Raw genomic sequence first — 23,235 nt, forward strand, 5'->3', positions numbered from 1 at the left:
TGGCACACCCGGCCGCTTGTCAAGGGTGCGGCGAGATCAATGTCGGGTTAGTAGTCCCGCGCGGTGGCTAACGCAGAGCGGTCAGTCCATCGATCGAGCTGCCGTTGTTTTCCAGCGCGCTCTGCAGGGTCAACTTCTCCTCGGGCACTTTCTCAACATGTTTTTCGTACACGTCGCGATGCCCGACGAAGTCCATCAGCGGAACCGAGTACCCGCACGAGTCAGCCACCCGCGTGACATCAACCAAAATGATTGAACGAGCACCCTTTTCGAGCGTGTTAGCGAAATTCGCACGCAATTGCGGATACTCGGGTTCATTGAACTGCACCACGCGCGCCCGGCCGTGTAACCGAATGATGCGGCACCGCTTGTCGAATGAACAGAACATCAGCACGATGCGCCCGTTGTCGCGCACATGTGCGATGGTCTCCGCGCCGCTTCCGAAATAGTCCAGATAGCCCACCTGGCTCGGCCCCAGCACCGCAAAGGTCCCGGCCATCCCCTTCGGAGACACGTTGACGTGCCCGTCCGAGCCGCTGGGCGCCGTGCCCACGAAGAACACCGGCTGATCGGTCAGCCATCGCGCCAGTTTGTCGTCGATCTCTTCGTACACAAGACCCATGCGGTCCAGCGTGCCACCGGGGCCCGACAATCCGCCAGCGGATTCCGGAGGGTCAGATGCGGGTGCGCAGATCCTTGCGCAGGATCTTGCCCGCAGCGCTCTTGGGAATCGCGTCGATGAACTCGACCTGCCGAATCCGCTTGTGCGGAGCCACCTTCTGCTCGATGAAGGTCATCACCGCCTCATCGGTGAGGTCCGCGTCGGTGCGCACCACAAAGGCCTTGGGGATCTCGCCGCTGGAGGGATCGGGTACCCCGATAACAGCGGCATCGCCGATACCCGGATGGGTCAGCAGCAGCGCCTCCAGCTCGGCGGGGGGCACCTGGTAACCCTTGTACTTGATGAGCTCCTTGAGCCGGTCGACGATCGTCACCACCCCGTCGGCGCGCACCACCGCGATATCGCCGGTGTGCAGGAACCCGTCGGGCTCGATCGTCGCGGCGGTGGCTTCGTCGTTACCGAGGTAGCCGGCCATCACATTGGGCCCGCGTACCAGCAGCTCCCCCGGCGCACTTTCCCCCTCAGCCGGAACGTCGATCTCCACACCCGTCTCGGTGTCGATGAGCTTGTTCTCGGAATTCGGGACCGGGATACCCACCGAGTTGAGCGGGATATCGGGACGGTTCGGCGGAATGAGGTGGCTGACCGGGCTCAGCTCGGTCATGCCATAGCCCTGGCTCACGCGGCAATTGAGACGTGCGGCAACCGCATTGCCCAGCTGCTCGTCCAGCGGCGCGGCACCCGAGAACACCGAACGCAGGCAGGAGACGTCGTGCTTGTCGACATCCGGATGCTTGGCGAGCACCACGGCCACCGGCGGCGCCACGAAGACGTGGTCCACTCGGTAGTTGGCGATAGAGCCCAGGAAGGTGTCGAGCTCGAAGCGCGGCAGGATTATCAGCTCGGCGCCCAGCTTGAGCTGCACATTGAGCAGCACCACCAGTCCGTAGATATGGAAGAACGGCAGGACGGCCAGCACCCGGTCGCCTCGCTCCACCCCATAGAGGTGCTTGGCCTGGGCGATGTTGGCGACCAGGTTGCGATGGGTGAGCATGACGCCCTTGGCCTTGCCGGTGGTTCCCGACGAGTACGGCAGCACCGCCAAATGCGTTGCCGGGTCAAAGGAGATCTGCGGCGGCGCGAGATCGGGCCGCACGATATCGGCCAACGACAGGCGCCCTTCCACGGGATCGATGGTGATCACGTTGGCTGCATCGAGCCCGGCGATCTCGGCGGCCTCCAGCGCGCGCGACAGCAGCGGCGAGACCGTGAAGATGAGCTGGGACTTGGAGTCGGCGAGCTGCTTGGCGAGCTCCTCGGCGGTGTACAACACGTTGACCGTGCTCGCGGTGCCGCCCGCACGCAGGATGCCATGTAGTACGACGGCGAAGGTCGAGCAGTTGGGCAGGAAGACCGCCGCGACATCACCCGGGCCGAAACCGCGGTCGGCCAGCCCCGCCGCGGCAGCGTCAACCTGGGAGCGCAGCTCGCCGAAGGTGGTCTGTGCGCCGGAGAGCCCATCGATCAGCGCGACACGGCCGTCGTCTTCGCCTTGATCGCCAAACACGTACTCGTAGACGGAGCAGTCGGGAATCGAGACGTCGGGCAGCGGGCTTCGAAAGGTCACGCCGGACAGTCTTGCACGCCGCGTCTAGTCCCTGCTCAGAGTCCTCGCCTCCACCATCGGGGGCCGTCTAGTCCTCGATGAGGTGCTCAAAGGCCTCGAGATTCTTCAGCGACTCTCCCCGCGACGTTCGCCAGGCCCATTCCTTCTGAATGGACGTCTTGAATCCCAATTCCAGCAAGACGTTGAAGTCGCCGTCCACGGCTTCCAGCACCTGCCCGAGCAGTCTGTCGATCTCATCGGGTGTGATCGCGGGCAGCGGTAGGCGACCCACCAGATAGATATCGCCCGTGTTGTCGATCGTGTACGCGACGGCGTATAACCGGCGGTTGCGTTTGAGCAGGTACCGGTACACACCCTCGGTGTTCTCGTCGGGACGGCGGCAGACGAACACCTCGATGCGCACGGCGTGCTCGCCGGGGCTGAGCATCGTGGTGATCTTCTGCTTGCGTTCGCCGGGCAGCTCCACGATGAGCGAAGGCTTGCCGTCGGGCCCGTGGTGTTCGGTGAAGGTGACTTCCCGCTCGACGAGCGTCCGCACGATGGTGGCGTAGGCCTGTTCGGCTGTCGTCATCGCCGCAGCCCCGACAGCCGGCGCGCCCGGAAACGCGAACGAGGTGCTCGCTGCGTGGAGGGCCTTTGTGGCGCACGGTAATCGGCGATGGCACGGCTGTAACTCGACAGCAATGAGTCCGCGGTGCTGGACCAGGAGAAGCCCGCGGCATGTTCTACGGCCGCACGGCTGAGGTCGGATCCCGTACGCGCCAGCAAGCTCCCGATCGCACCCGCCCAGTCCTCGGTGCGATGAGTCGGCACCAGCAGACCGGTGCGTTCGTCGGCGACCGCGACCGGTAGACCGCCCACCGCGGCCGCCACCACCGGGGTACCGCAAGCCTGCGCCTCGATGGCCACCAGTCCGAAGGACTCCGAATGACTGGGCACCGCAACGATATCGGCCGCCCGATAGACCTGGGCGAGCCTTTCTCGTGTTTGCGGAGGCAGGAAGGTGACCCGGTCGGCGATCCCGAGGTCCACGGCGAGATCCTGCAGCGCCGTCGGCTCGTCGAGACCACTGCCCGACGGCCCGCCGACAATCAGAACCCGAACCCCGGGCAGCCGCTCAGCGGCGCGGACCAACAGATCGGGAGCCTTCAGTGGCTGGATGCGCCCGACGAAGGCCACCACCTGCTCATCGGTCCGCAGGCCGAATTCGGCGCGGGCGGCAGCCCTGTCGCCCGGAGTAAACACGTCCAGGTCGACGCCGGGATGGACAATATCGATGCGCCCAGGGTCCGCGTTATGTATCGAAACCAGTTGCTTGGCCTCATCTTTGGTGTTGACGATGAGCCGGTCGGCCTCATCTACCACCTGCTGCTCACCCACGGCGCGCAACGCGGGCTCCGGGCGGTCCCCCTCGGCTAGGGTCTGGTTCTTGACGGCGGCCAGCGTATGCGCGGTGTGCACCAGCGGAACACCCCAGCGATCGCGGGCCAGCCAGCCTGCCTGGCCGGAGAGCCAGTAGTGCGAGTGAACCAGGTTGTAGTAGCCGGGCTCGTGGATCGCCTCGGCCCGCAGCACCCCGGCGGTGAATGCGCACAGCTGGGTAGGCAGGTCGTACTTGTCCAAGCCCTCGAAGGGGCCGGCGACGATATTGCGCACCGTCACCCCGTCGGCGACGGCCACCGCCGGCTCATCGGACGACGCGGTGGCACGGGTGAAGATGTCGACGGCGACACCCCGACGGGCCAGCTGAAGTGCCGTCTGCAGCACGTAGACGTTCATACCGCCGGCATCGCCGGTACCCGGCTGAGCCAGTGGTGAGGTGTGTACGGATAGGACGGCGACGCGGCGCGGCTTCAGCGCCGCAACCGCCCGGCGCGCGAACTCATCGCCACTAAGCACACAGCCATCTTGTCACTTACCCACAGACGGTTGACGCGCAGCATCGCTACCAGCGGTTTGAGCGTCAGCGTGACCTGATCTCCTGCCGGTATCCCTCTTCGAGGATCTTGCGCAGCTTCTCGTCCGAATGCGTGATGGCCAGCGAGATGAACGGCGAAATGACCTTGCCGAGCGCGCGCCCGGCAAGCCCGCCGGGCAGCCGGTAGTCGATGTTGATCTCCAGCTCGGTTTCGTCGTCGGAGGTGGGCCGGAAACGACATTCGATCTGGTTGTCGATCCCCGAACGCGACTCGGTGGTGAACAGGGTGTCCGGGTCCCACCCGGTCACCTCGATTGTCGACCGCAGGGTGGCGCCGAGGTTGATGGCAATGTCGTACTTGGCGCCAAGGCCGCGTGACACGTCGTTGACGAAGCGAACGTGCTCGATCCCGAACATCCAGTCCGCCAGATGGTGCGCATCACTGACATAGTCGAAGGCGTATGCCATGGGCACCTTTGCGGAGGAGACGTGATGGATATGCGTCATGTGCACATCCCTATCACTTTCACCTTCGCCGAGTGTGAAGCCATGGCGGAAAACCGTGCGAAACCCCGCCATGGCTTCACGCTCGGTGCAGCTCAGAGCCTCAGGCCAGTGCAGAGGCCTCGCCGCGGCGCGCCGACGCCCGCCGCATGGCACCCAAGGGATCGGCGAACAGCCCGCCCAGCGACACCACACCGGCGCCGGCCTCCTGCACCCGGTTGCCGAAGGCCGTCACCCGAATATCGCGCTTGGATAACGTCGATCGGTCCAGGAAGGCGGTCTCGACGTCATTCATCACTTCGGGGTACTCGGTGAAGGCCTGGCCACCGACGATCACCTCGTCGGGGTTGAGGATGTCCCGCAACAGCGCCACCGACTGGCCCAACACGCGTCCGCGTTCGGAAAGCAGTTGGCGCGCAGACTCATTGCCGCCGCGCGCGGCCTTGTACACGGCACTCACCGAGACCCCTTCACCGGCGGGCACGATGCGAAGCTTGCGTGCCGCGGCCAGCACCGCCTCATCACTGACGGTGGTCTCCAACTTGCCGGTGCCGCCTAACAATTCGGAATCGACCGGCAGTGCCGCAATGGTTCCCGGCCCACTGGACGGGCTGTGTACCCGTCCATCGATGGCAAGCGCGAAACCAACTGTCTCACGGGCGTATACGTACAGGCTCGTCAAGGAGCGGGCCGCGAAGCGGCGCAGTCCCAGTAGCAGCTCGGCACCGGCCATCGCGTCCACGTGCGAGGCCACCGATACCGGCAGACCCAGGGTGTCGGCGAAGACTCGGCCCACCGGCGCCTCGGTCCAGCCCAAACGCGGGTGATCCACCGTCCCGGCCGGTCCGTCGACCACACCACCGGTGGCTACACCTACCCACAGTGGCCGGCGGCGGTGCCAACGGGCCAGGTAGCGCTGCGCGCTGCCGGCCAGGGACGCCAGCGCGGCACCTTGCGGACCGTTTGGCGTGGGAGTTTCCACCACATCCAGGGTCCGCCCGAACAGGTCGGTCGCCACGATGCTGGTGGCGCGGGCACCTATGTGGATGCCCAGGGTCAGGAACGGCTCGTGGTTGAGCTCCACGGGCACCCGCGGGCGGCCGATGGCGCCCGAAACCGCCAGGTCGGCGCGTTCACGCAGCAGTCCGGCGTCCAGCAACGCCGTCACCTGCCGGTTGACGGTAGCGATGGAAAGGCCCGTGACCTGGGCAATTGCGTCGCGGGCGACGGGCCCGCGCACACGGGCGGCGCGGAAGACCGAGGACGCGGCGCTATCGCCGATGTACAGGGCGGGCGGGTGAATCTGGTGGCGGGAAACAGGTCGGCGAACCGGAGCAGTCATGAGATGGGTCCTTTGGCGGGGGCCGGATTCAGGCGAGGGCTGAAACACGGGCTACAGGTGGCTTTTGGTGTTGTGAACTGGGGCGATACCACGCCCGAGACGTCAAGAAAGACGCAGAAATCAGGCGCAGCGACAGACGCAGCGACAACACAGCTCGCGAGCCAGCGGCAGCCGAGAACCAATACCCGCGATCACAAAAGTGACCCGGGGTTCGGCGGCACGCGTGTTGGACACAGGCGAAATTTAGCATCCCTACGAGCCGATGTCCTAGTAGGACTTCTGACTACAGTGACGACCATGACCAATCCCACGTTCGACGGCCGGGTCGCGGTCGTCACCGGCGCCAGCTCCGGAATCGGCGCGGCCACCGCTAAATCACTTGCTGCCCTTGGGTTTCACGTCGTCGTCGCGGCGCGTCGAGAAGACCGCGTCAAGGCTCTCGCCGATGAAATCGGGGGCACCGCGGTTGTGCTCGATGTCACCGATGCCGATTCGGTTGCGGCCCTTGCGCAGAGCCTGGACCGGGTGGATGTGCTGATCAACAACGCCGGCGGCGCGTGGGGCCTGGAGCCGGTGTTGGAAGCGGATCTGGAGCACTGGCGCTGGATGTGGGAAACCAATGTGGTGGGCACCCTGCAGGTGACCCGCGCGCTGCTGCCCAAGCTGATTGCCTCCGGCGACGGGCTCATCGTCACCATCACATCCATCGCCGCACTCGACGTCTACGACGGCGGCAGCGGATACACATCCGCCAAGCACGCTCAGGCGGCGCTGCATCGCACATTGCGCGGTGAGCTTCTCGGAAAGCCGGTGCGGCTCACCGAGGTCGCGCCGGGCGCGGTGGAGACGGAGTTCTCGGTGGTCCGCTTCGACGGCGACCAGGACCGCGCCGACGCGGTGTACCGAGGAATCACACCCCTGGTGGCCGAGGATGTCGCCGAGATCATTGCCTTCGTCGCGTCGCGGCCGCCGCACGTCAACCTGGACCAGATTGTGGTCAAGCCGCGGGATCAGGCCTCGTCTACCCGCAGGGCGACGCGTCAGTAAGAGGTTCGGACCTTCCTGGACCACACATTGCCTTGTGTTCGGTGTTCGGTCATGACCGAACACCGAACAGAAAAGCTGGCGCCTCTGGCGGGAATCGAACCCGCGTCACGTGTGTACACGACAGGCGCGCTTCCTGTTGAGCTAGTCCGGCGCGGTAGGTACCCCCGGGAAGAATCGAACTTCCATCCACGGCTTCGTAGGCCGTCACTCTGTCCGTTGAGCTACAGGGGTGTGGTGCCTTTCGGCACCCCCGGCGGGATTCGAACCCACAACTTCCGGTTCCGGAAACCGGCGCGCTATCCATTGCGCTACAGGGGCGTTGGGGCGACCGGAGGGAGTTGAACCCTCGACTGCGGAGTCACAGACCGCTGTGTTTCCGCTACACCACGGCCGCCATGGCGGAGGCGGAGGGATTCGAACAGTCTCCGGTTCGCTGCCTCGCCAGGGCTCGAACCTGAACTCCCGGATTCAAAGTCCGGTGGGCGACCGATTACCCCACAAGGCATTGTTGGTGCGTACGAAGCGATTCGAACCTGCACCACCGCGCTCCCCGAGCAGGATTCGGACCTGCAGTCACGGATCAACAATCCGCCGGTTTACCGATTAACCAACCGGGGAAAGCACTGGTGAGGCACCTATGGAGCCATCGCATAGGTGAACCTGTCTCGTTCCTTCGGCTCGAAAGGCTCACGCATGAGGGTCATCCCGGCCTCTTGCGGAGTGCGGTTACCCTTGAACCCGTTACAGTCCCGGCAGGCCGCTACCGTGTTGAGCCAGGAGTCGACTCCCCCACGAGACCGCGGCAGGACGTGATCCCACGTTTCGGCCGAGGCCCCGCAGTACACACAGGCGTAGCCATCGCGCCGCAGCACTCCCACCCGGCTGACGCGATTTTGTGAGGTGTACGGGATGTACACGTACTCACGCAGCGCGATCGAGACCGGCAGCTCGATGACCAGCGATGCACTGCGCACGTGCACCGCGGGGCGGTGGGTGTCGATGGCGTACACGACCCCCTTGAGAATCAGCTTGATCGCGTGCTGCCACGGAATCTGGTGCAGTACGCGGTAATCGGCGTTGCAGAACTGCACGGTTTGGTTGGCCATCAAAGTCGACATTGCCGCGTACCTCCTTTCCTTGGTCGATTGGTCGTCGGCTGTGTCGCGCGGGCAAGACGGGAACCCCTCATCGACACATGTGCGTACGTCCGGCAGGAGTCGAACCTGCATGCCCGTTTCGGGCACTGGAGTCTGAATCCAGCGCGTATCCCAGTTTCGCCACGGACGCATATGTCACCACTATGGATTTATCAAATAAACTGCAGCACAATCACTTCCGAAATTCGCCGGGTGATCAACGCAGCCTCGCTGGTCGCGCCGCAAACAATGGTGCATCGGCGATGGGCCGATGTAAACCCCTTTAATTTCGATTAATACGTTGTAGTTCAGCAGTTTCGAGCGCACTCAACTCTAGGAATGTCGGGCGACATCCCTAGCAGAGCAAACCAAAAGGTTGAGATATTCATGAGAATCGTTGGCCGGCGATCGCTTGCCGCCTGATCTTCCACCCGCCTGCTGAGCGGTAAGTCGCTGCGACCACGACGAAACAACCGGCGATGCTAGGCGCATCCCGGCAATCTGCTCGTCATGGAACCGTGCGGACATGGGCGTGACGCTACCAGCCATCATCGGCTGGGCGACATGGTTTTTCTGCGCGCAGGGCTATCGACGCGTCGTCGTCGGCGTGGCCGAGAGCGATGGCGCGCCCGACGGGGTCGACGGCGCTGACGTCGGCGTCCCCGAGAGGGTCGGCGCACCCGACGGGGTCAGCGGTACGGTCGTCGGGATCGACGAAGTCGTTGTCGTCGGCGACGATGTGACGGTTCGTTCCTTCGGATTCGGGGGAAGCGCCGACATCGACTGCCAGGTCGGCCAATCGACCACCCAGTCCCACAGGTCGCCGTCGGCGTACGACAACTCGATCGAGGTACCGGTCACCTCAACGGGATCGCCGTACATGGCAGTCCGGAAGTACGACTCGGCATCACCCAGCGACAAATTGATACAGCCGTTCGTGACGTTCGTGTTGCCCTGTTGTCCGGTGGTGTTCGGATTGGCGTGGATGAACTCGCCGTTGTTCGAGATTCGAACCGCGAAGCGTTCGTGCACGTTGGTGTAACCGGCCGCCGGGTTGGACATCCAGAAGTCCTCGTACTTCTCCGTGACAACGTGAATTCCGCTGCGGGTGACGTTGCGCGGCAGATCTGCCTCACCGTAGCTACACGGCAGGTCAAGGATGGTGCCCTCGTCGGTAGTCACTCGAATGCGGTGACTCTGCGCATCGGCGTAGACAACCTGGCGGCGCCCCACACTGAAGTCCAGGGACATGTCCTCGTTGCCAAAAGCACCGTCACCGAAAGGAATTCCATAAAGATTGGCCTTCACGTCGACCTTGGTGCCGGCCTTGAAGTATTCACGGGACCGCCAATGCACCCGGGAGCCCTGCGCCTCGTCGGGCAACCAGGCCCAACCACCTTCGGTGGGCGGATCGCAGGTGATGCTCAGCGAACGCTCCACCGCGGCCTTGTCCGCGATATGCGCATCGAACTGGATGATGACGGGGGCAGCGATACCCACCGTCTGCCCGTCGGCGAGCTGGAACTGGCCATTGACCTTCGCCGTCGGCGCCAAGGTGGTGAACGCGCCGGACACCCCGACGGCCTTGCCGTCCAGGCCCACCGCCGAGCCCTTCCAGGTGTAGGTCACATCGAATCCGAGCGGTTCGGTGGTGCGGAACCTTGTCTGGTCGCGGCTGAGCACTCCGGCGACAACCTTGCCGTCCGCGTTGACCAGCTTGACGTCCTGGAACCAGCCATTGGCCACCGTCACACTGACCGGCGCCGTCGGGTTGACGTCCTTGGCCTTGTCATCAGGCAGGAAGGTCAGGGAGGCTCCCGGCGAGGGGGCCTCTTCGGGTGCGTTCGGGCCGACGCTCGTGCAGGCCGCAGCAACAGCGGGCACCGTCAGACCCAAAATCGTGAGCGCGCGTCGTCGCGTCAGCGCATCACGGAGATCTGGTCTGGGGTACTTCACGACACCCAACGATACGGGCCGCCGCGGACAGCTTCGCCCAGCCCGACCAGGATCACACCCCGGATCGGGCGGGACGTGCGGTTTTGTCCCGCGAATCGGCTAGTAGACCGGGATATCGAAGATCGCCGCAGGCGCACCGTACTGGGCCCCCCACCCGGCCCAGGCGATATCGCTCGGGCCCACGCGCTTGTCGACGAGCGTCCAGCCCTGATCGTCCTGATGCAGCAGCGCCACGTATTTCTTCGACAGGACGCCGTTGGCGGCGGCCTCGGCAAAGGGAGTCCCGGTGTAGTCGACGGGGCTGCCATCGGGCCCCTGGATGGCAGACCACAGAAAGGCCCAGCCTTCGGCGGCCTTGAGGCTACGTACCTCTAAACGGACCGGCTTGCCGAGTTGGGCCGTCACATCCGCAATGGCGGGCGCCAGGACGGCGGCCCCCTCCGCGGACGACGGGTCCACCGGTGTCGCGCCGGCGTCGGCCGCTGCGACCGGCAGCATGAGCATGCCGAGCCACACCAGTAGTGCCAGGAATCCGATCCGCATGGGCGCTCCTTCGTCGGCGACCTTCGAACGGTAGACGACCCGCGACTCCAATCCCTGAAGACAAGCCCAAGCGGTATCGCTTTCGCCTACCGTCGGTCCATGACGACGGGTGGGTCCTGTGACGCACGGTTCAGCCAGGTACGCGAGGAATTCGAACGTAATTTCGCCGAGCGCGGCGAGCTAGGAGCGGCGGTCTGCGTGATGGTCGACGGTGACGTTGTCGTCGATCTCTGGGGCGGATCGGCGCACGAGGACGGCGCCGCGTGGGAATCCGACACTGTCGTGCCCGTGTACTCCTGCACCAAGGGGGCCACGGCCTTATGCGCTCATGTGCTGGCAGACCGCGGCCAGCTTGACTTCGACGCGCCGGTGGCCGCCTACTGGCCGGAGTTCGCCGAGAACGGCAAGGCCGACATTCCGGTTCGGATGCTGCTCAACCATCAGGCGGGGCTGGCGGCGATACGAGAAACGCTGCCGGATAAGGGCTATGCCGACTGGGAATTGGTCACCGGCCTGCTCGCGGCTCAGGCACCGTTATGGGAACCGGGCACTCGATCGGGGTATCACGCGCTGACCATCGGCCATCTTGTCGGAGAAGTGGTCCGCAGGATCACCGGGCGCACAGTGGGCCAGTTCTTCCGGGAGGCGGTCGCGGGGCCGCTCAGTGCCGATTTTTGGATCGGACTGCCCGAGGACGAGGAACACCGCGTTGCGCAGTCCATCGCCGCTGATATCCCGGCTGACCTTGCCGAACTGCCCGTCTTCTTCCGTACCGCTCTCACCGACCCCACCTCGATACCCGGGCTCGTCGTACTCAACTCCGGCGGATTCCTGCTGCCCGCACCTACTGCCGAACGCCAGATCAACACCCGTACGTTTCATGCCGCGGAGTTCCCATCAGTCAATGGCATATCCAACGGCCGCGGTCTGGCCACGATGTATCGCCCCTTGGCGCTCGACGGCAGTGCCGATGGCACGCGTGTTGTCAGCAGCGCACAGATCGTGCAGATGTCGCAGGTCGTGTCCGCGTCGGCAATCGACGCGACCGTCGGCATCCCCACCCGCTGGACACTGGGTTTTCATACGGGCGGCGACAATCGCACCCTGAGTAAAGGCAGCAGCCTCATCCTGGCGCCGGGGGCGTTCGGGCACTGCGGCATGGGCGGTTCGGCAGGCTTCGCCGACCCAGGGGCACGAATGTCCTTCGGCTACACCATGACCAAGCAAGGCACCGGCATCGTGGTCGATTCGCGGGCACAGTCCTTGATCGACGCCGTCTACCGCGGTCTGGGATATCAGGAACACGGCGGGTACTGGCTCAACCTGAACTGACTGTCGTATCTTCCGGCGTCAGCAAGCGACCATCGGAGGCTCGCAGTTCAAAGCGCCGCACGGGGCGCGATGTCTCGCAATCCACCAGAGAAACGCGCGGTTCACCCGGCAGGAAGCAGAACTCGTCACTCCACTGCCGCAGTGCGACCAGGACGGGAAACAGGCCGCGACCCTTGTCCGTCAGTCGATATTCGTGCCGCGCCCCGGCTGGAACGACCTCCAGAATGCCGTTGTCCACCAGCGCCGCCAAACGGGACGCCAGGATGTTCTTGGCGAGCCCAAGACTCTTCTGAAACTCCCCGAATCTGCGCAATCCGTCGAACGCGTCGCGGACGATCAGCAACGACCAGCCGTCGCCGATCTCACCCAACGGCCTTGCCAGGGTGCAGCTCGATTCCGCATGACTGGCGCGTCCCACCATCGGTGAACTCCTTTGGTTGCAAAATGCAACCACCCATGCGATGCTCGAACGGTTGCGAAGTGAAACCAACTCTACCGAGAGGCGCGCGTGCTGACCAGACCCGTCATCGTGTTGTTCTCGTTCGCCTGCGGGCTCGCGGTGGCAACCATCTACTTCTCTCAACCACTGCTGGACACCATCGGCGCGCAATTCTCGACGCCCACAGCAGAAGTCGGCATCGTGCTCACGCTCCCCCAGATCGGTTACGCCATCGGTCTGCTACTGATCGTGCCCCTCGGCGATATCGTCGATCAACGGCGGCTCATCGTCGGGCAGACCGTACTGCTGGGAGTGTCACTGCTCGCCACGGCGATCGCGCCCAACGCGTGGACGTTCCTGGCGAGCATCACCGCCCTGGGCGCACTGGCCGTAGTGACCCAGGTGATGGTCACCTATACGGCGGTGCACGCCGCGCCGGAGCGACAGGGATGGGCCGTCGGCGTGGTCACCGGCGGCATTATCAGCGGAATTCTTCTGGCGCGCACGGTATCCGGCGCACTATCCGACCTCTTCGGCTGGCGGTCGGTGTATGTGGTGGCGGCCATCGCCACGGTGGCCACTGCCGGGATGCTGATGCGCACCCTGCCCCGATCCACCCGTACGCGACAGGCGCTCCCCTACCGCAGGCTGCTGCTCTCGACGCTGCGACTGCTGCACGACGAGCCGGTCCTGCGTTCGCGGGCCATCATCGCGATGCTCGTCTTCGCCGCCATCACGGTGCTCCTGACGCCCATGGTGCTGGCCCTCACGGCTGCTCCATATCACTTGTCGCACACCCACGTCGGGCTATTCGGGTTGGCCGGGGCCGCCGGTGCGCTGGGAGCCTTCAAGGCCGGGGCGTGGTGCGATGACGGCTGGGCCACCCGGGTCACCGGCATCGGGCTGTCCTTGATGCTGGCGGCATGGGCCTTGGCGGCGACTCTGCACTGGACCCTGCTCGGGCTCGCCCTAGCTGTCGTGATCATCGACTTTGGCCTGCAGTCGGTGCATGTGGCGAACCAGAGTCTCATCTACCGGCTGGACACCGAACTTCACGGGCGTCTGACGGCTGCCTACATGACGTTCTACTCCATGGGCAGCGCCGTGGGCGCCATCGTGTCGACGTGGGTGTACTCGGTCCACGGATGGACCGGCGTGTGCCTGCTGGGTGCCACTATCAGCGTTGGCGCACTTGCCTATTGGGCCATCTCAGAGAGAGCAGCCCACCAGCACCGGCTCAGGCACCAACCGCACCCCGAAGCTCTCCAGGACCCCATCACGCACGGTGCGTGCGAGCGCCAATAACTCACCGGAGCTACCCCCACCGCGATGCGTCAGTGCCAGCGCATGTTTCGTGGACACCCGCACTGTCGACTGCTCCCCCGGGTAGCCCTTGACGAATCCGGCGCGCTCCACCAGCCAGCCCGCCGACAGTTTCACTCCACCCTCAGCCGGATACTGCGGCATCACGGTATCCGGCCCCAGGTGATCGCGCACCCGCGCCCGAACGTCATCCACGTCACCCTCTGCGACAACAGGATTCGTGAAAAATGAGCCTACGCTCCAGGTGTCACGATCGGACTCGTCGAGCACCATGCCCTTGCGCCGGCGCAGTCCGAGCACCGCCTCGCGTACGGCCAGCGCGTCGGTGCGCTCCCCTTGCGCTACCCCCAGCTCCTTGGCCAGCTCCGGGTAGCGGATCGAAGAACTCAGTCCGTCCGTGGACAAACCGAATTCGACTTCCAGCACCACGCGAGCGTCGGTGTCCTTGAGAATGCTTGTGCGGTAACCGAACCCCAGTTCGTCGGGCTGATACCAGCGCACCTGGCCAGTTCCCCGGTCCAGTACCCGCACTCGTCGTAGCAGCGAGGCAACCTCGACGCCGTAGGCACCCACGTTCTGCACAGGGGTAGCGCCCGCCGTGCCCGGGATTCCCGAGAGGCATTCCAGCCCACCGAGACCGGCCCGCAGCGACAACGCCACCACCTCGTCCCAATTGCTTCCCGCATCCGCGCGCAGCAGCGGCCCCTCCACCGTGACACCGGCCGCGGCGATGTGAACCACCGTCAGGTCCGGCAGCTCATCTGCCAAAACCACATTGGAACCACCGGCGAGGAGCAGGGTCGGTTGGCCGGCGAGCGCGGCCAGCGTGCCGGTCACCTGCGCGGTGCTCTCGCACCGAACAAGCGCGGGGACCACCGGCCCCAACCGCAATGTCGTCAACGAAGCCAGCGGGGCATCATCGGTCACCGCGGCGCCGAGATCCTCGATCTCCGCGCGCGTTGCCGCTGTCAGCCTTTTCGGTCTTCGCGCAAGCGGCTCATCCAAGCTCACGGGCGCTAACGGTAGCCTTGCCACCCATGGCGCGCTCATTTGACCTGTCAGTGGAGTACTCGGCTACCGTCGAGCAAGTCCATGCGGCCTTCGCCGACGAGACCTACTGGAATGAACGTCTGACAAGCTCCGGTGCTGATACCGCGACACTGGATTCCCTGAAATCCGACGGCGGCGCCCTCGAAATCGTGACCACTCAGGTGCTGCGCAGCGACCGGCTGCCGGGCATCGTGTCGCAGTTCCACCGCGGCGATCTGCAGATTGTCCGCACCGAGAAGTGGAGCGCCATCGCCGACCGTGCATCCGAGGGCACCGTGGTGGGCTCGATACCGGGTGCACCCGTCACCCTGTCCGGCGCCGCCCGCCTGCACGACGGGGCCAAGGGCGCGCGGCTGGACCTGAAGATCAGCGTGGAAGTCAAGATTCCGCTGGTAGGCGGCAAGATCGAAGGCTTCGTCGGCGGCAAGCTCATGGACCTGCTGTCGGCAGAGCAGCGATTCACCTCGGAGTGGATCGCTACCCACGGCTAACCTGGGTCAAATGTCCAGGCGCACGGTATCCACGGTGAACTTCCCGGCGCCGGCCGAGAAGATTTACCAGGACTTCGCGAGCCGCGACTACTGGGAAACCCTGATGTCGGCGTACGGATGGCTCACTCCGGTCTCCGAGATTCACACCTTCACCGTCACCGACAACGGTATCGACGTGGTGCTCAGGCAGAATCTGCCCCGCATCTACCTGCCGCCGATCGCACAGAAGGTGATGCTCACCGACATGGTCATCACCCGGGTGCAGCATTTCGCCCCATTCGATCACGGCAAAGGCTCAGCGATGGGCAGCTACAGCGCCTCGGTGCCGGCCGGACCGGGTTCCTTCACCGGGGTCTGCACGCTGACCGATACCGATCAAGGTTCGCAGCTGAAACTCTCCAGCACGTGCAAGGTGTACATCCCGTTCATCGGAGGCAAACTCGAAGACCTGATCCTGTACCACCTCAGCGACCTGTTCCTCGTGGAAGAAGGCTTCATCGCCGATTGGATCTCGAAGCACCACTAGTTGCGGGCATTATCTCGGCGCCTCGAAGCCACCGATTTTCTGCTCGAGCAGTTCAGCCAGCCGCAGCGTGGTGTGGTCTTCGAACATGGGACCGACGAGCTGTACTCCTACCGGCAGACCTTCCGTGGATCGTCCCGCCGGTATTGCGGTGGCGGGCAGGCCGGGCATGGTCGCCACGCCCGCCCAGACCAACTGATTGACGAACGGGTACTCGATGCCGTCGATATTGACATGCCGTTCTTGCAGATTCAGTTCGTGATCGTGTGGGAAGGCGGGAGTCGGCGTGATCGGACAGACCACCACATCGAATTCGGCGAAGAGCTGCCGCCAGTCGTGGCGGTGTAGCTCGCGACGACCGTTCGCCTCGATCCAGTCGCGATGGCTGAACACCGGCCCGCGCAACCATGCGGTGTCAAAACCCTGGTCATCAGGGCTCAGGGTGGCGGCGAGGACCCGCAGCTGCTCGTATCTCTCCGCGGGGTAGCCTGCCGCGAGATTCGACGTGAGTAGCTCGGCATACAGTGCTGCGGCCTCGCCCAGATCAGGAAGCAGCGGACTGTACCGTTCGACGCGCGCACCGCCGTCGACAAGCGCGTCGGAGACCCGGTCAACCGCTGCCCGCACGGCGGATCCTGTGGGGACGAGCGGATGCTCATCGAGCACCAAGACGCGAAAGTCGCGGAGCCGTTCGCGGCGGGCGGGTGGTAGCGCCACGTCGAATCCGACACCCACGGTGAGTGGATCCGGCCCAGCCATCACCTCGAACAACAGCGCCAGATCACGGGCGGTGCGCGCCATGGGGCCGACCACACTCAGATCGCGGTCGGCGGGCAACGCCGGATTGGGCGGCGGCAGATGACCGCGATTCGCCACAAGTCCGAGTGTCGGCTTGTGCGCATAGACGCCACAGAAATGAGCGGGTGTGCGCAGCGAGCCGGCGATGTCCGAGCCGATGGACAGCGCGCCGAATCCGGACGCCAGTGCGGCCGCTGATCCGCCCGAAGATCCGCCCGGCGTTCGACTGTGATCCCACGGGTTGTTGGTGGTGCCGTAGATCTCATTGAAGCTCTGTAAATCTTGGAGCATCAAGGGCACGTTCGTCTTTCCGAGCAGGACGGCGCCGGCGGCCTTGATCCGTGATACCTGTACCGCGTCGTCGGTCGGCACGTAGTTCCTGTGCTGGGGCATGCCCCAGGTCGTGGCCAGCCCTGCCACGTTGTAGGACTCTTTGACCGTCATCGGGATACCGAGCAGCGGCCGATCCTCGCCGCGAGCACGCGCCTGATCGGCATCGCGCGCAGCGGCCCGCGCGCGGTCGAAGTCCCGCACACAGACCGCGTTGATCGCCGTGTCGTCGCGCTCGATACGGGCGATTGCCTCCTCGGTCAGCGCTACCGATGTGACCGCACCGGTGCGCAACGCGATCGCAAGTGTCTCGGCTGACTCAAAACTCCACTCCACGGATCTGACGCTATCGGCCCGCCGCGGAGGACATAAAATGCCGCTCAGCGCAACAGGATCGGTGTTTCTTCTTGCGATGGGCAAGCTCGCACGCACACCGAGCCGTCAGTAGTCCGATTCGGCAGCCAGCAGCTCGGCCAGGAATGCGTCGGCTGTGGGTGCGGCCAGACGGGCGCGCGCGAATGCCCGGACCCGATCCCGCAACTCGCCCGATTCGGCAGCGCCCCCGGCCCCCACACTGATCTCCGTCGCCGACCAGTCGGCGTCCCAGGCCCGCGCCTCGTCGACGGGCTGTCCGTCGGCGTCGAGCACCGGCAGCGCCGCACCACCCGTGGCATCCAACACGCCGACCGCATGAAAAGGCCCGCAACGCAACGAGACCGGAATGCCCGCGGCCGAGTCGGGGCCGGATACCGCCGCCCGCAATCGTGCGGTGACCGCCGCCCCCTCCGAGACCACCGCCCAGTCCAGATTACGTTCGGCCGCGTCAAAGACCCCCGGCGGCACAACCGACCAGGCGATGGTCACATCGCCCGTCGCAATCGCGCCCGGCGACGGAGATCCGTCTGCGCGACCAGCGGCCAGTGCATAATCCTCGCGCCGCGCGACCCCGACGTCCTGTGCCGCCCACTCCAGTCCCATCTCATCGGCCAGGTCTCGGCACTGCGCCACGAGCACCTCCACTCGGGGGTCACGACGGGAAGCCAATGCCACGCCGCGCGGTGCCAACAGGCCGGCCACATCGGCGTCCAGCGTGTCGTCGGTGAAATAGTCTTCGGCTGCCGCGGTCAGCACCGCGACCTCCGCATCAAGCACCCCACGGTCCAGCACGGTGATGCCGTCGCGGCGACTGGCCGGCCACCACCGCCGAAGCCAATGCCCCAGCGCCAACCGTCGCAAGGAGTCCGCCGACCCTGGCAGCACGGAGACCGACGGCAGCTCGATCATCCTCGCGGGATCAGCATCGCGCAGTGCCTCGATGACCGCGACGTGACCTGTCTCGCCGAGAATTCGCCACATCCAGTCGGCCCGGGCCGCGTCGGTGAAGCTCATCACCGGCGACCGCGACGGCTCGTCAACCGGCCACGACAACACCGCGCCGCTCACTTCCAGGACCGCCACCGCAGGAATCGGGGCTGGGGCGGCTCCCGTTGTCCACAAACCGGATTCGTTGATAAGCCTCATCCGGCGGCCCGCAATTCCAGCATGGCTTTGATGCGCTGCCGGTGGTCCAGGCTCACCGAGCGGGCCGCGCCCTCCAGCAGCGACCGCAGATCATCGACGTCACCGCAGGATTCCTGCCAGACATCGCGACCGTGCAATCTGGCCCACAACCGGCTCAGATAGGGCCGCGCGAAAGCTGCCAGGTCGTCGACCACCTGTCGCTGCCGCGGGTGAATGGCCCCACCTGCCGCGAGATAGCGCCGTGCGTGCATCACGTAGGCCTCTTTCACCAGCCGAGCCTGCACCCGTCCGGACAGCTCATAGCGCGTCGACACCGAATCACCAAGCGGCCGTAGATCCGTCGCCATCTCAACCCCAGCCACCAGGGCAGCCTGTTTGTCCTCACCCATCAGGCCCCATGGGGCGCAAGCCCTATCGACCTCCTCGGCGCACAGCAGTGGGACATCGGGCAGCTCATCACGATCCAGTGCCCGGCGAAGCGTGGCGCGCACCCGATCCACCACACTGCGATCCATCGGGCGATCACCTCCCGCATCCCCATCGATGGCCGGAGGTCTTTGCGGTTCAACCGAACTCAATCCGATCTCGACAATCGACCACGGCACAGTGGCGGCGCCATGAACGCTTGCCCCTAGGTTGTACGGTGTGGCATCGGCAATCAACGCCGTCCAAACCCGTTGGCGCGCAGTCACCTCACGATGGCTAACGGCAGCACCGAGTACCGTGACCAGACCGGTGAAGAAAGGTCCGGTGATGGTGCCGTCGGGCCGCACATCGCGCCAGCTTCGGTCCCGCAGTGAGGCAAGTCTGGCGACCACGGCGGGGTCCTCGACATGGCGATTGAGCACCTCGATCGCCGTACGGTCCCGGCCGCGGTGCAGATCGTGCAGAACCTCCGTCGCCGTGTGCTGATCTTCCTTCTGCGGAACGCCTTTAGTGACGGCCAGTTCGAAACATACCGGGAAATAGAGCTCTTGCGCGTTGCCGGTGGTAATGCGCAGCCTGCGCCGCTCGGCCTTCAGCATCACGAACCAGTCCGCCGTCGCCCTCAATTGCGGACCATGTCCCACGATCAGGGTGTGCATGGCGGCGGCCACCTCAGGGGCCAGCACCGGGGCTGAGTAGGACGTGTTGCTGCGCAGCCGCAGTACCAGCGGGTCGAGGATCCGTTTCACCGTCCGGCGCAGCGGCCCGCCGTCGTCGGCGCTCAGTACCTCGACACCGGAACCGATCGCACGCCATGCCCGGTCGATCACGGCACGGCGCGGCACGGCCGATTGCACCCTGACGGCGCCCTCGGACGTTGCCGACCCGATACTCATCCTGACAAGGGTAATCGCTGTCCGCAGAACAAAAGTTGGGTTCGGTAGCAGCCGGCCGGGTCGACGCTATCGACATGACCACAGGACTGTTTCCCGCCATTTCCCGAACCTTCGGTGGATGCGTCGCTTTACTGTGCGGCCGCCGGACAACGTGTGTCCATCCGGACGAGGAGGCCGACGAGCGCCTCGTCACGGTGGAGGAATTCGCCGCCGAGTTCGATCACCTGCTGATCCGCAAGCGGTTGTTGACCGCGGCGCAGCGCGCGATGATCGATGGGGGCACCCGCTCCCGCGGAGTCGTCACCGGCATGAACGCCACCGGTCCGGGCCGCGAAGTGCAATTGGATCTCATGGTGACCAGGCCGGACGGCGGCCAGTTCCCGGTACGCGAAACCGCGGTGATACCGGCGTCCACCCTGCCGAAGATGGCGCCGGGCAGCGTGATCGACGCGTACTACCGGCCAGGGGACCACAGCATCATCGCGGTACGGGTGCGCGCCGGCTGATCTAGCGGGCACCGTCGACGGCGAAACTGACCACGGCCGCCCAGTGCAATGGACTCGCCGCATGGTCGCCGCCACGCCAGCGCCGCAATCGGGCCCGCTGCCAACGGTTCACCGCGCGGCCGGCATCCTCATCACAGTGCGCACTGTCTATCTCAGCGACCGTATCTGCCATGGGATCCTCTGTGTACGAACAGAATTGTCGGTATGCCGCAGTAGTCGGCAACGACCACAGGGTCGCGGTCACCAACTCCGCACCACCCAAGATCATCGCCGCGGCGAGCCCGGTCGCCTCATCGAAGCGGTAATCGCCTCCCGACGAACACGCCAACAGCGCCACTCGCGGCGGGACCGGAAACTGCGCGGCCATCATGTCTGCCGCAGTCAACGGGCGATCCTCAGCCAGATGCAGGGCGGCCCGCTCAGCGTGGCCGACGGCGCCCTCTGCCGCACTGGCGTGCCCGACATAGAACAGCCGGGAGGGTTCCTGTGCACACGCGTGCGCAAGCCAGTGGCGATCGATATCGCCCCGGCGGAACAGTTCTACCGGTGCACCGACCGCGGGCAGCACCCGACGTTCGTCCATCAGCTCGCCGAAATGACGGGTCAGCGCACCCTCCAGAGCGGGGCGACCCAGCACCGAGCCCAATGTCGAATCCGGTCGCTGTCCGGGAATCCGCGGGTCCAGCAGCAGCACCGCCGGGCCGTCCCTGTGCTCTCGCCAGCGCACCGACCGGCGCGGCGCATGAACGATGTTCGGCGGCACCGCCATCAGAACGTCGACCAGTTCCATCAATCGAAAACCATCCGGACCCGGCATCGCCAGCTGCCCCCAGGGCACCCGCGCCAATTTCGGGCTGGGGGTCACGAACAGCACAGCCCGCTGAGATGCGGTACGCCTGGACAATTCGGACAACAAGGTCCAGCCGTCGTCGGCCACCAACTCGGACCCCAGCGCACCGGCAAGCTCGAATTCGGCATCCGGGCTGGCGAACGCCCCGGTGGTCAACGCGCGTTCGATGGCGATGAGCGCTGTCTCGGCGCCGCACGGATCCGGCAAGGCGGAATCGAGTGCGTCGCAGACCGTTTTCAGGGGCTGCTGCTGGATAACCCAGGTCACCGTGCGATCCGGCTCCCCCACTACCCGCAGGCTGGCGTAGGTGGCGATGCCCACATCAGCGAATCGCAACACCAAGGTGTCTGTCATGGCCAGGTCGACCATTCGTCGTCGACGGCGGTCACCTCGCGGCCGTACCGCTGCCGGGCCAACTCTCGATAACTACTCATGATCTGATCACCGGCAGGGTCCATCCGCAGCGGTGGCAGCGGCCCCAAGCGGGTGAGCCCGCCGTCCGCTTGCACCGGGGGTGCCGCGGCGACCAGCGCCAGGTCGCCCTCGACGGGAACCGCCGCGGTGGCGGTCCAAGCCCACGCGCCGGCGGTCGGACCCGACGGAGCATCGCTCACCTCGGTGGTGAAAGCACCTCGTGCGCTGTGATATTCGATCAACTCACTGACAAGCGCAGCGTTGTCCCATTCCTTGGCGACCGCGAAGGCGCCCGCCAGCATCGGCGCCGAAACGCACCTGGCCCAGCGCATCCGCGCTCCCGCATCGGCGATGACATAGCGCACCGCATCGACCGCCAAGGCCGCCGGGACCTTGAGGTCCGCGGCCTGTTCAAGCTTGGACATCGCACTCCGGTATCCCGTGCTGCCGGGCTCACCAGACACCGTGCCCGCGCCGGGGTCCAGGCCCAGGTCTGCGAGCGCGTCGGCACGCCAGATGTTGCCCAGCTGATCATCGAGACGCGCGTACTGCAGCCAGCTGCGCCGCGGATAGGCGTCCAGCAGTTCCCGGGCCTGCGCTACCTTCTCCGATGCCGCGGCGAAATCACCGCGCAGAATCGCGATCCAGCTGCGCTGTAACAGAATTCGGTGAATGTGCAGTGGTTTTTCGATCTCGCGCCAGTGCCGCTCTGCGTGGCCCCAACATTCGTCGGCCTCCTCCAGCGCGCCCATCCTGAATCTGATCAGCCCGAAGTACAGCCAGCTGCGGGACACGTCGTGCGCCCGGACATGCTCGGCGATCGCGGGGTATGCCTGGTGGACCAGCGTCTGAGTTTCGGCGATATCGCCGTCGGCCCACCGGGCCGCCGCGCGTTCCAGCTGCGCCCGCGCGCAGGCCAAACGCCAGTCCCTGGCGCCGGCCCGCGCCTCGGCCCGGCGTAGCCACGGTTGCGCCTCGTCGAGCCTGCCGGTCTCCACACAGAACCGTCCATAGGAGAGCGCGCCGTTGACGAACAGGTGATCGGACTCGGGGTCGCCCTGGCGCGCGTACTCCTCGAGCCTGTCGAGAACCTCGGCCCACACCGGAACCGAGTCCGCGTACATGTCGTCGTCGCATAGACCCCGGGCAATCAGGATCCTGGCGTAACAGATGAGGCCGTGGTGCTCGGCAACCAAGTCCTCGAAGTCCCCGCCGGTCTCGATCAGTGTCTGCAGGTGCGCGGCGGCGCCCGGGTGGTCGCCGTTGGCGGCGGCGAGTCCGGTGGCAAGAAATTCCGCACGCCGGGTATACCGGCTGATCAGGTGGTCGATCTCGTCATCGGACATGGTGACCTGTGCGGCAAGATCGGGCCGGCGACCCGCGCGGATTTCCGCATAGGTGCCCAGGCACTCGCGGATGCGCCGGACGCCTTCGACCACGCCGTCGTAGGCGGTGCGCACCAGGTAGATCTCGGCGAGCTGAGCCAGCACCTCACACGCGAGGTCATCGCGATCGGTCTCCTCGGCCTGCGCCAGCAGCCGCAGCAGGATCTCCTTGGCGGATTCTTCCTGGGCCGCCAACGCCAAGTGACGGGCGCGCTGCAGATCGCCGATGATCGTCACCTCCGAATAGTAAAAAGCG

Annotated in this window: 22 protein-coding genes and 6 tRNA genes; 6 read left to right on the top strand and 22 right to left on the bottom strand. The window is 65.4% G+C overall.

Annotation, left to right across the window (positions count from 1 at the left end; translation table 11 throughout):
* Nucleotides 1–67: 67 nt before the first annotated feature.
* The 6 genes from B4393_RS05725 to B4393_RS05750 form a co-directional block, all read right to left on the bottom strand.
* Complete coding sequence (locus tag B4393_RS05725; protein WP_078333286.1) at nt 68–622, bottom strand: pyridoxamine 5'-phosphate oxidase family protein; 555 nt, start codon at nt 620–622, stop codon at nt 68–70.
* A 52-nt stretch (nt 623–674) separates the two neighbouring features.
* Nucleotides 675–2,249, bottom strand: a complete 1,575-nt coding sequence (locus B4393_RS05730; protein WP_078333287.1) for an AMP-binding protein — start codon at nt 2,247–2,249, stop codon at nt 675–677.
* A gap of 67 nt (nt 2,250–2,316) precedes the next feature.
* Nucleotides 2,317–2,820 carry a type III secretion system chaperone family protein gene (locus tag B4393_RS05735; RefSeq protein WP_078333288.1) on the bottom strand — a complete coding sequence of 168 codons (504 nt, stop codon included), beginning with the start codon at nt 2,818–2,820 and terminating at the stop codon, nt 2,317–2,319.
* Entirely contained in the window at nt 2,817–4,148 is a 1,332-nt protein-coding gene (gene mshA, locus B4393_RS05740) for a D-inositol-3-phosphate glycosyltransferase (protein ID WP_078333289.1), read from the bottom strand. The genes B4393_RS05735 and mshA overlap by 4 nt, the downstream gene beginning before the upstream one ends.
* A gap of 64 nt (nt 4,149–4,212) precedes the next feature.
* Nucleotides 4,213–4,674, bottom strand: coding sequence for an SRPBCC family protein (locus B4393_RS05745; RefSeq protein WP_070939257.1), 462 nt, complete (start codon nt 4,672–4,674; stop codon nt 4,213–4,215).
* A gap of 100 nt (nt 4,675–4,774) precedes the next feature.
* Nucleotides 4,775–6,013, bottom strand: coding sequence for an ROK family transcriptional regulator (locus tag B4393_RS05750; RefSeq protein ID WP_078333290.1), 1,239 nt, complete (start codon nt 6,011–6,013; stop codon nt 4,775–4,777).
* A 297-nt stretch (nt 6,014–6,310) separates the two neighbouring features.
* Between B4393_RS05750 and B4393_RS05755 the strand changes: the two genes are divergently transcribed.
* On the top strand, nt 6,311–7,060 hold the full coding sequence (locus B4393_RS05755) for an SDR family oxidoreductase (RefSeq protein ID WP_070939256.1): 750 nt from the start codon (nt 6,311–6,313) through the stop codon (nt 7,058–7,060).
* Nucleotides 7,061–7,219: 159 nt separating this feature from the next.
* Here the strand turns inward: B4393_RS05755 and B4393_RS05760 are convergent.
* From B4393_RS05760 to B4393_RS05800, 9 genes are all read right to left on the bottom strand, one after another.
* A tRNA-Arg gene (locus tag B4393_RS05760) sits at nt 7,220–7,291 on the bottom strand.
* A gap of 14 nt (nt 7,292–7,305) precedes the next feature.
* Nucleotides 7,306–7,378: transfer RNA gene (locus tag B4393_RS05765), tRNA-Arg, on the bottom strand.
* Nucleotides 7,379–7,380: 2 nt separating this feature from the next.
* Nucleotides 7,381–7,454 (bottom strand) — tRNA-His (locus B4393_RS05770).
* A gap of 39 nt (nt 7,455–7,493) precedes the next feature.
* Nucleotides 7,494–7,565 (bottom strand) — tRNA-Gln (locus tag B4393_RS05775).
* A gap of 41 nt (nt 7,566–7,606) precedes the next feature.
* Nucleotides 7,607–7,678 (bottom strand) — tRNA-Asn (locus tag B4393_RS05780).
* Nucleotides 7,679–7,695: 17 nt separating this feature from the next.
* Complete coding sequence (locus B4393_RS05785; protein ID WP_191988850.1) at nt 7,696–8,178, bottom strand: HNH endonuclease; 483 nt, start codon at nt 8,176–8,178, stop codon at nt 7,696–7,698.
* An 84-nt stretch (nt 8,179–8,262) separates the two neighbouring features.
* Nucleotides 8,263–8,347, bottom strand: a tRNA-Leu gene (locus tag B4393_RS05790).
* Nucleotides 8,348–8,781: 434 nt separating this feature from the next.
* The gene (locus B4393_RS05795) at nt 8,782–10,152 is read right to left on the bottom strand and encodes a L,D-transpeptidase (protein ID WP_078333291.1); all 1,371 of its coding nucleotides are present in this window, start codon (nt 10,150–10,152) and stop codon (nt 8,782–8,784) included.
* Nucleotides 10,153–10,251: 99 nt separating this feature from the next.
* On the bottom strand, nt 10,252–10,695 hold the full coding sequence (locus B4393_RS05800) for a hypothetical protein (RefSeq protein WP_078333359.1): 444 nt from the start codon (nt 10,693–10,695) through the stop codon (nt 10,252–10,254).
* Nucleotides 10,696–10,794: 99 nt separating this feature from the next.
* Between B4393_RS05800 and B4393_RS05805 the strand changes: the two genes are divergently transcribed.
* Entirely contained in the window at nt 10,795–12,027 is a 1,233-nt protein-coding gene (locus B4393_RS05805) for a serine hydrolase domain-containing protein (RefSeq protein ID WP_078333292.1), read from the top strand.
* Here the strand turns inward: B4393_RS05805 and B4393_RS05810 are convergent.
* Nucleotides 12,014–12,448, bottom strand: a complete 435-nt coding sequence (locus B4393_RS05810) for a winged helix-turn-helix transcriptional regulator (protein WP_078333293.1) — start codon at nt 12,446–12,448, stop codon at nt 12,014–12,016. The two genes, B4393_RS05805 and B4393_RS05810, sit on opposite strands and share 14 nt — an antisense overlap.
* An 87-nt stretch (nt 12,449–12,535) precedes the next feature.
* Here B4393_RS05810 and B4393_RS05815 point away from each other — a divergent pair, with 87 nt between their 5' ends.
* On the top strand, nt 12,536–13,771 hold the full coding sequence (locus B4393_RS05815) for an MFS transporter (protein WP_078333294.1): 1,236 nt from the start codon (nt 12,536–12,538) through the stop codon (nt 13,769–13,771).
* Here the strand turns inward: B4393_RS05815 and B4393_RS05820 are convergent.
* Nucleotides 13,676–14,761: a UDP-N-acetylmuramate dehydrogenase gene (locus B4393_RS05820; RefSeq protein ID WP_413816133.1), complete on the bottom strand. Its 1,086-nt coding sequence runs from the start codon at nt 14,759–14,761 to the stop codon at nt 13,676–13,678. The genes B4393_RS05815 and B4393_RS05820 overlap by 96 nt on opposite strands.
* Before the next feature lie 65 nt (nt 14,762–14,826).
* Here B4393_RS05820 and B4393_RS05825 point away from each other — a divergent pair, with 65 nt between their 5' ends.
* Together B4393_RS05825 and B4393_RS05830 are read left to right on the top strand one after the other, a co-directional pair.
* Entirely contained in the window at nt 14,827–15,330 is a 504-nt protein-coding gene (locus tag B4393_RS05825; RefSeq protein WP_078333360.1) for a DUF2505 domain-containing protein, read from the top strand.
* Nucleotides 15,331–15,340: 10 nt separating this feature from the next.
* Complete coding sequence (locus B4393_RS05830) at nt 15,341–15,856, top strand: DUF2505 domain-containing protein (protein WP_078333296.1); 516 nt, start codon at nt 15,341–15,343, stop codon at nt 15,854–15,856.
* A gap of 9 nt (nt 15,857–15,865) precedes the next feature.
* Here B4393_RS05830 and B4393_RS05835 read toward each other — a convergent pair whose 3' ends face one another.
* From B4393_RS05835 to B4393_RS05845, 3 genes are all read right to left on the bottom strand, one after another.
* Nucleotides 15,866–17,317 (bottom strand): amidase, encoded by a 1,452-nt coding sequence (locus B4393_RS05835; RefSeq protein ID WP_078333297.1) that lies wholly within the window; start codon nt 17,315–17,317, stop codon nt 15,866–15,868.
* Between the two features lie 105 nt (nt 17,318–17,422).
* Nucleotides 17,423–18,502, bottom strand: coding sequence for a hypothetical protein (locus B4393_RS05840; protein WP_078333298.1), 1,080 nt, complete (start codon nt 18,500–18,502; stop codon nt 17,423–17,425).
* Entirely contained in the window at nt 18,499–19,824 is a 1,326-nt protein-coding gene (locus B4393_RS05845) for a hypothetical protein (protein ID WP_078333299.1), read from the bottom strand. The genes B4393_RS05840 and B4393_RS05845 overlap by 4 nt, the downstream gene beginning before the upstream one ends.
* Before the next feature lie 68 nt (nt 19,825–19,892).
* On the opposite strand from B4393_RS05845, the gene B4393_RS05850 reads away from it, so the two are divergent.
* A complete protein-coding gene (locus tag B4393_RS05850; RefSeq protein ID WP_078333361.1) occupies nt 19,893–20,330 on the top strand; it encodes a hypothetical protein in 438 nt (145 codons plus the stop codon).
* Between the two features lies 1 nt (nt 20,331).
* Here B4393_RS05850 and B4393_RS05855 read toward each other — a convergent pair whose 3' ends face one another.
* Entirely contained in the window at nt 20,332–21,534 is a 1,203-nt protein-coding gene (locus tag B4393_RS05855) for a CHAT domain-containing protein (RefSeq protein ID WP_109558646.1), read from the bottom strand.
* The gene (locus B4393_RS05860) at nt 21,531–23,216 is read right to left on the bottom strand and encodes a hypothetical protein (protein WP_078333362.1); all 1,686 of its coding nucleotides are present in this window, start codon (nt 23,214–23,216) and stop codon (nt 21,531–21,533) included. Before B4393_RS05860 ends, B4393_RS05855 begins: the two co-directional genes overlap by 4 nt.
* Between the last annotated feature and the right edge of the window lie 19 nt (nt 23,217–23,235).

This window comes from Mycobacteroides franklinii, assembly GCF_002013895.1.
Lineage (GTDB): Bacteria > Actinomycetota > Actinomycetes > Mycobacteriales > Mycobacteriaceae > Mycobacterium > Mycobacterium franklinii.

Coding starts and splice junctions, on each gene's coding strand:
- B4393_RS05750 (WP_078333290.1), bottom strand. CDS start 6,013: ATGACTGCTCCGGTTCGCCGACCTGTTTCCCGCCACCAGATTCACCCG.
- B4393_RS05845 (WP_078333299.1), bottom strand. CDS start 19,824: ATGAGTATCGGGTCGGCAACGTCCGAGGGCGCCGTCAGGGTGCAATCG.
- B4393_RS05805 (WP_078333292.1), top strand. CDS start 10,795: ATGACGACGGGTGGGTCCTGTGACGCACGGTTCAGCCAGGTACGCGAG.
- B4393_RS05735 (WP_078333288.1), bottom strand. CDS start 2,820: ATGACGACAGCCGAACAGGCCTACGCCACCATCGTGCGGACGCTCGTC.
- B4393_RS05785 (WP_191988850.1), bottom strand. CDS start 8,178: ATGTCGACTTTGATGGCCAACCAAACCGTGCAGTTCTGCAACGCCGAT.
- B4393_RS05725 (WP_078333286.1), bottom strand. CDS start 622: ATGGGTCTTGTGTACGAAGAGATCGACGACAAACTGGCGCGATGGCTG.
- B4393_RS05800 (WP_078333359.1), bottom strand. CDS start 10,695: ATGCGGATCGGATTCCTGGCACTACTGGTGTGGCTCGGCATGCTCATG.
- B4393_RS05840 (WP_078333298.1), bottom strand. CDS start 18,502: ATGAGGCTTATCAACGAATCCGGTTTGTGGACAACGGGAGCCGCCCCA.
- B4393_RS05825 (WP_078333360.1), top strand. CDS start 14,827: ATGGCGCGCTCATTTGACCTGTCAGTGGAGTACTCGGCTACCGTCGAG.
- B4393_RS05830 (WP_078333296.1), top strand. CDS start 15,341: ATGTCCAGGCGCACGGTATCCACGGTGAACTTCCCGGCGCCGGCCGAG.
- B4393_RS05855 (WP_109558646.1), bottom strand. CDS start 21,534: ATGACAGACACCTTGGTGTTGCGATTCGCTGATGTGGGCATCGCCACC.
- B4393_RS05745 (WP_070939257.1), bottom strand. CDS start 4,674: ATGACGCATATCCATCACGTCTCCTCCGCAAAGGTGCCCATGGCATAC.
- B4393_RS05755 (WP_070939256.1), top strand. CDS start 6,311: ATGACCAATCCCACGTTCGACGGCCGGGTCGCGGTCGTCACCGGCGCC.
- B4393_RS05810 (WP_078333293.1), bottom strand. CDS start 12,448: ATGGTGGGACGCGCCAGTCATGCGGAATCGAGCTGCACCCTGGCAAGG.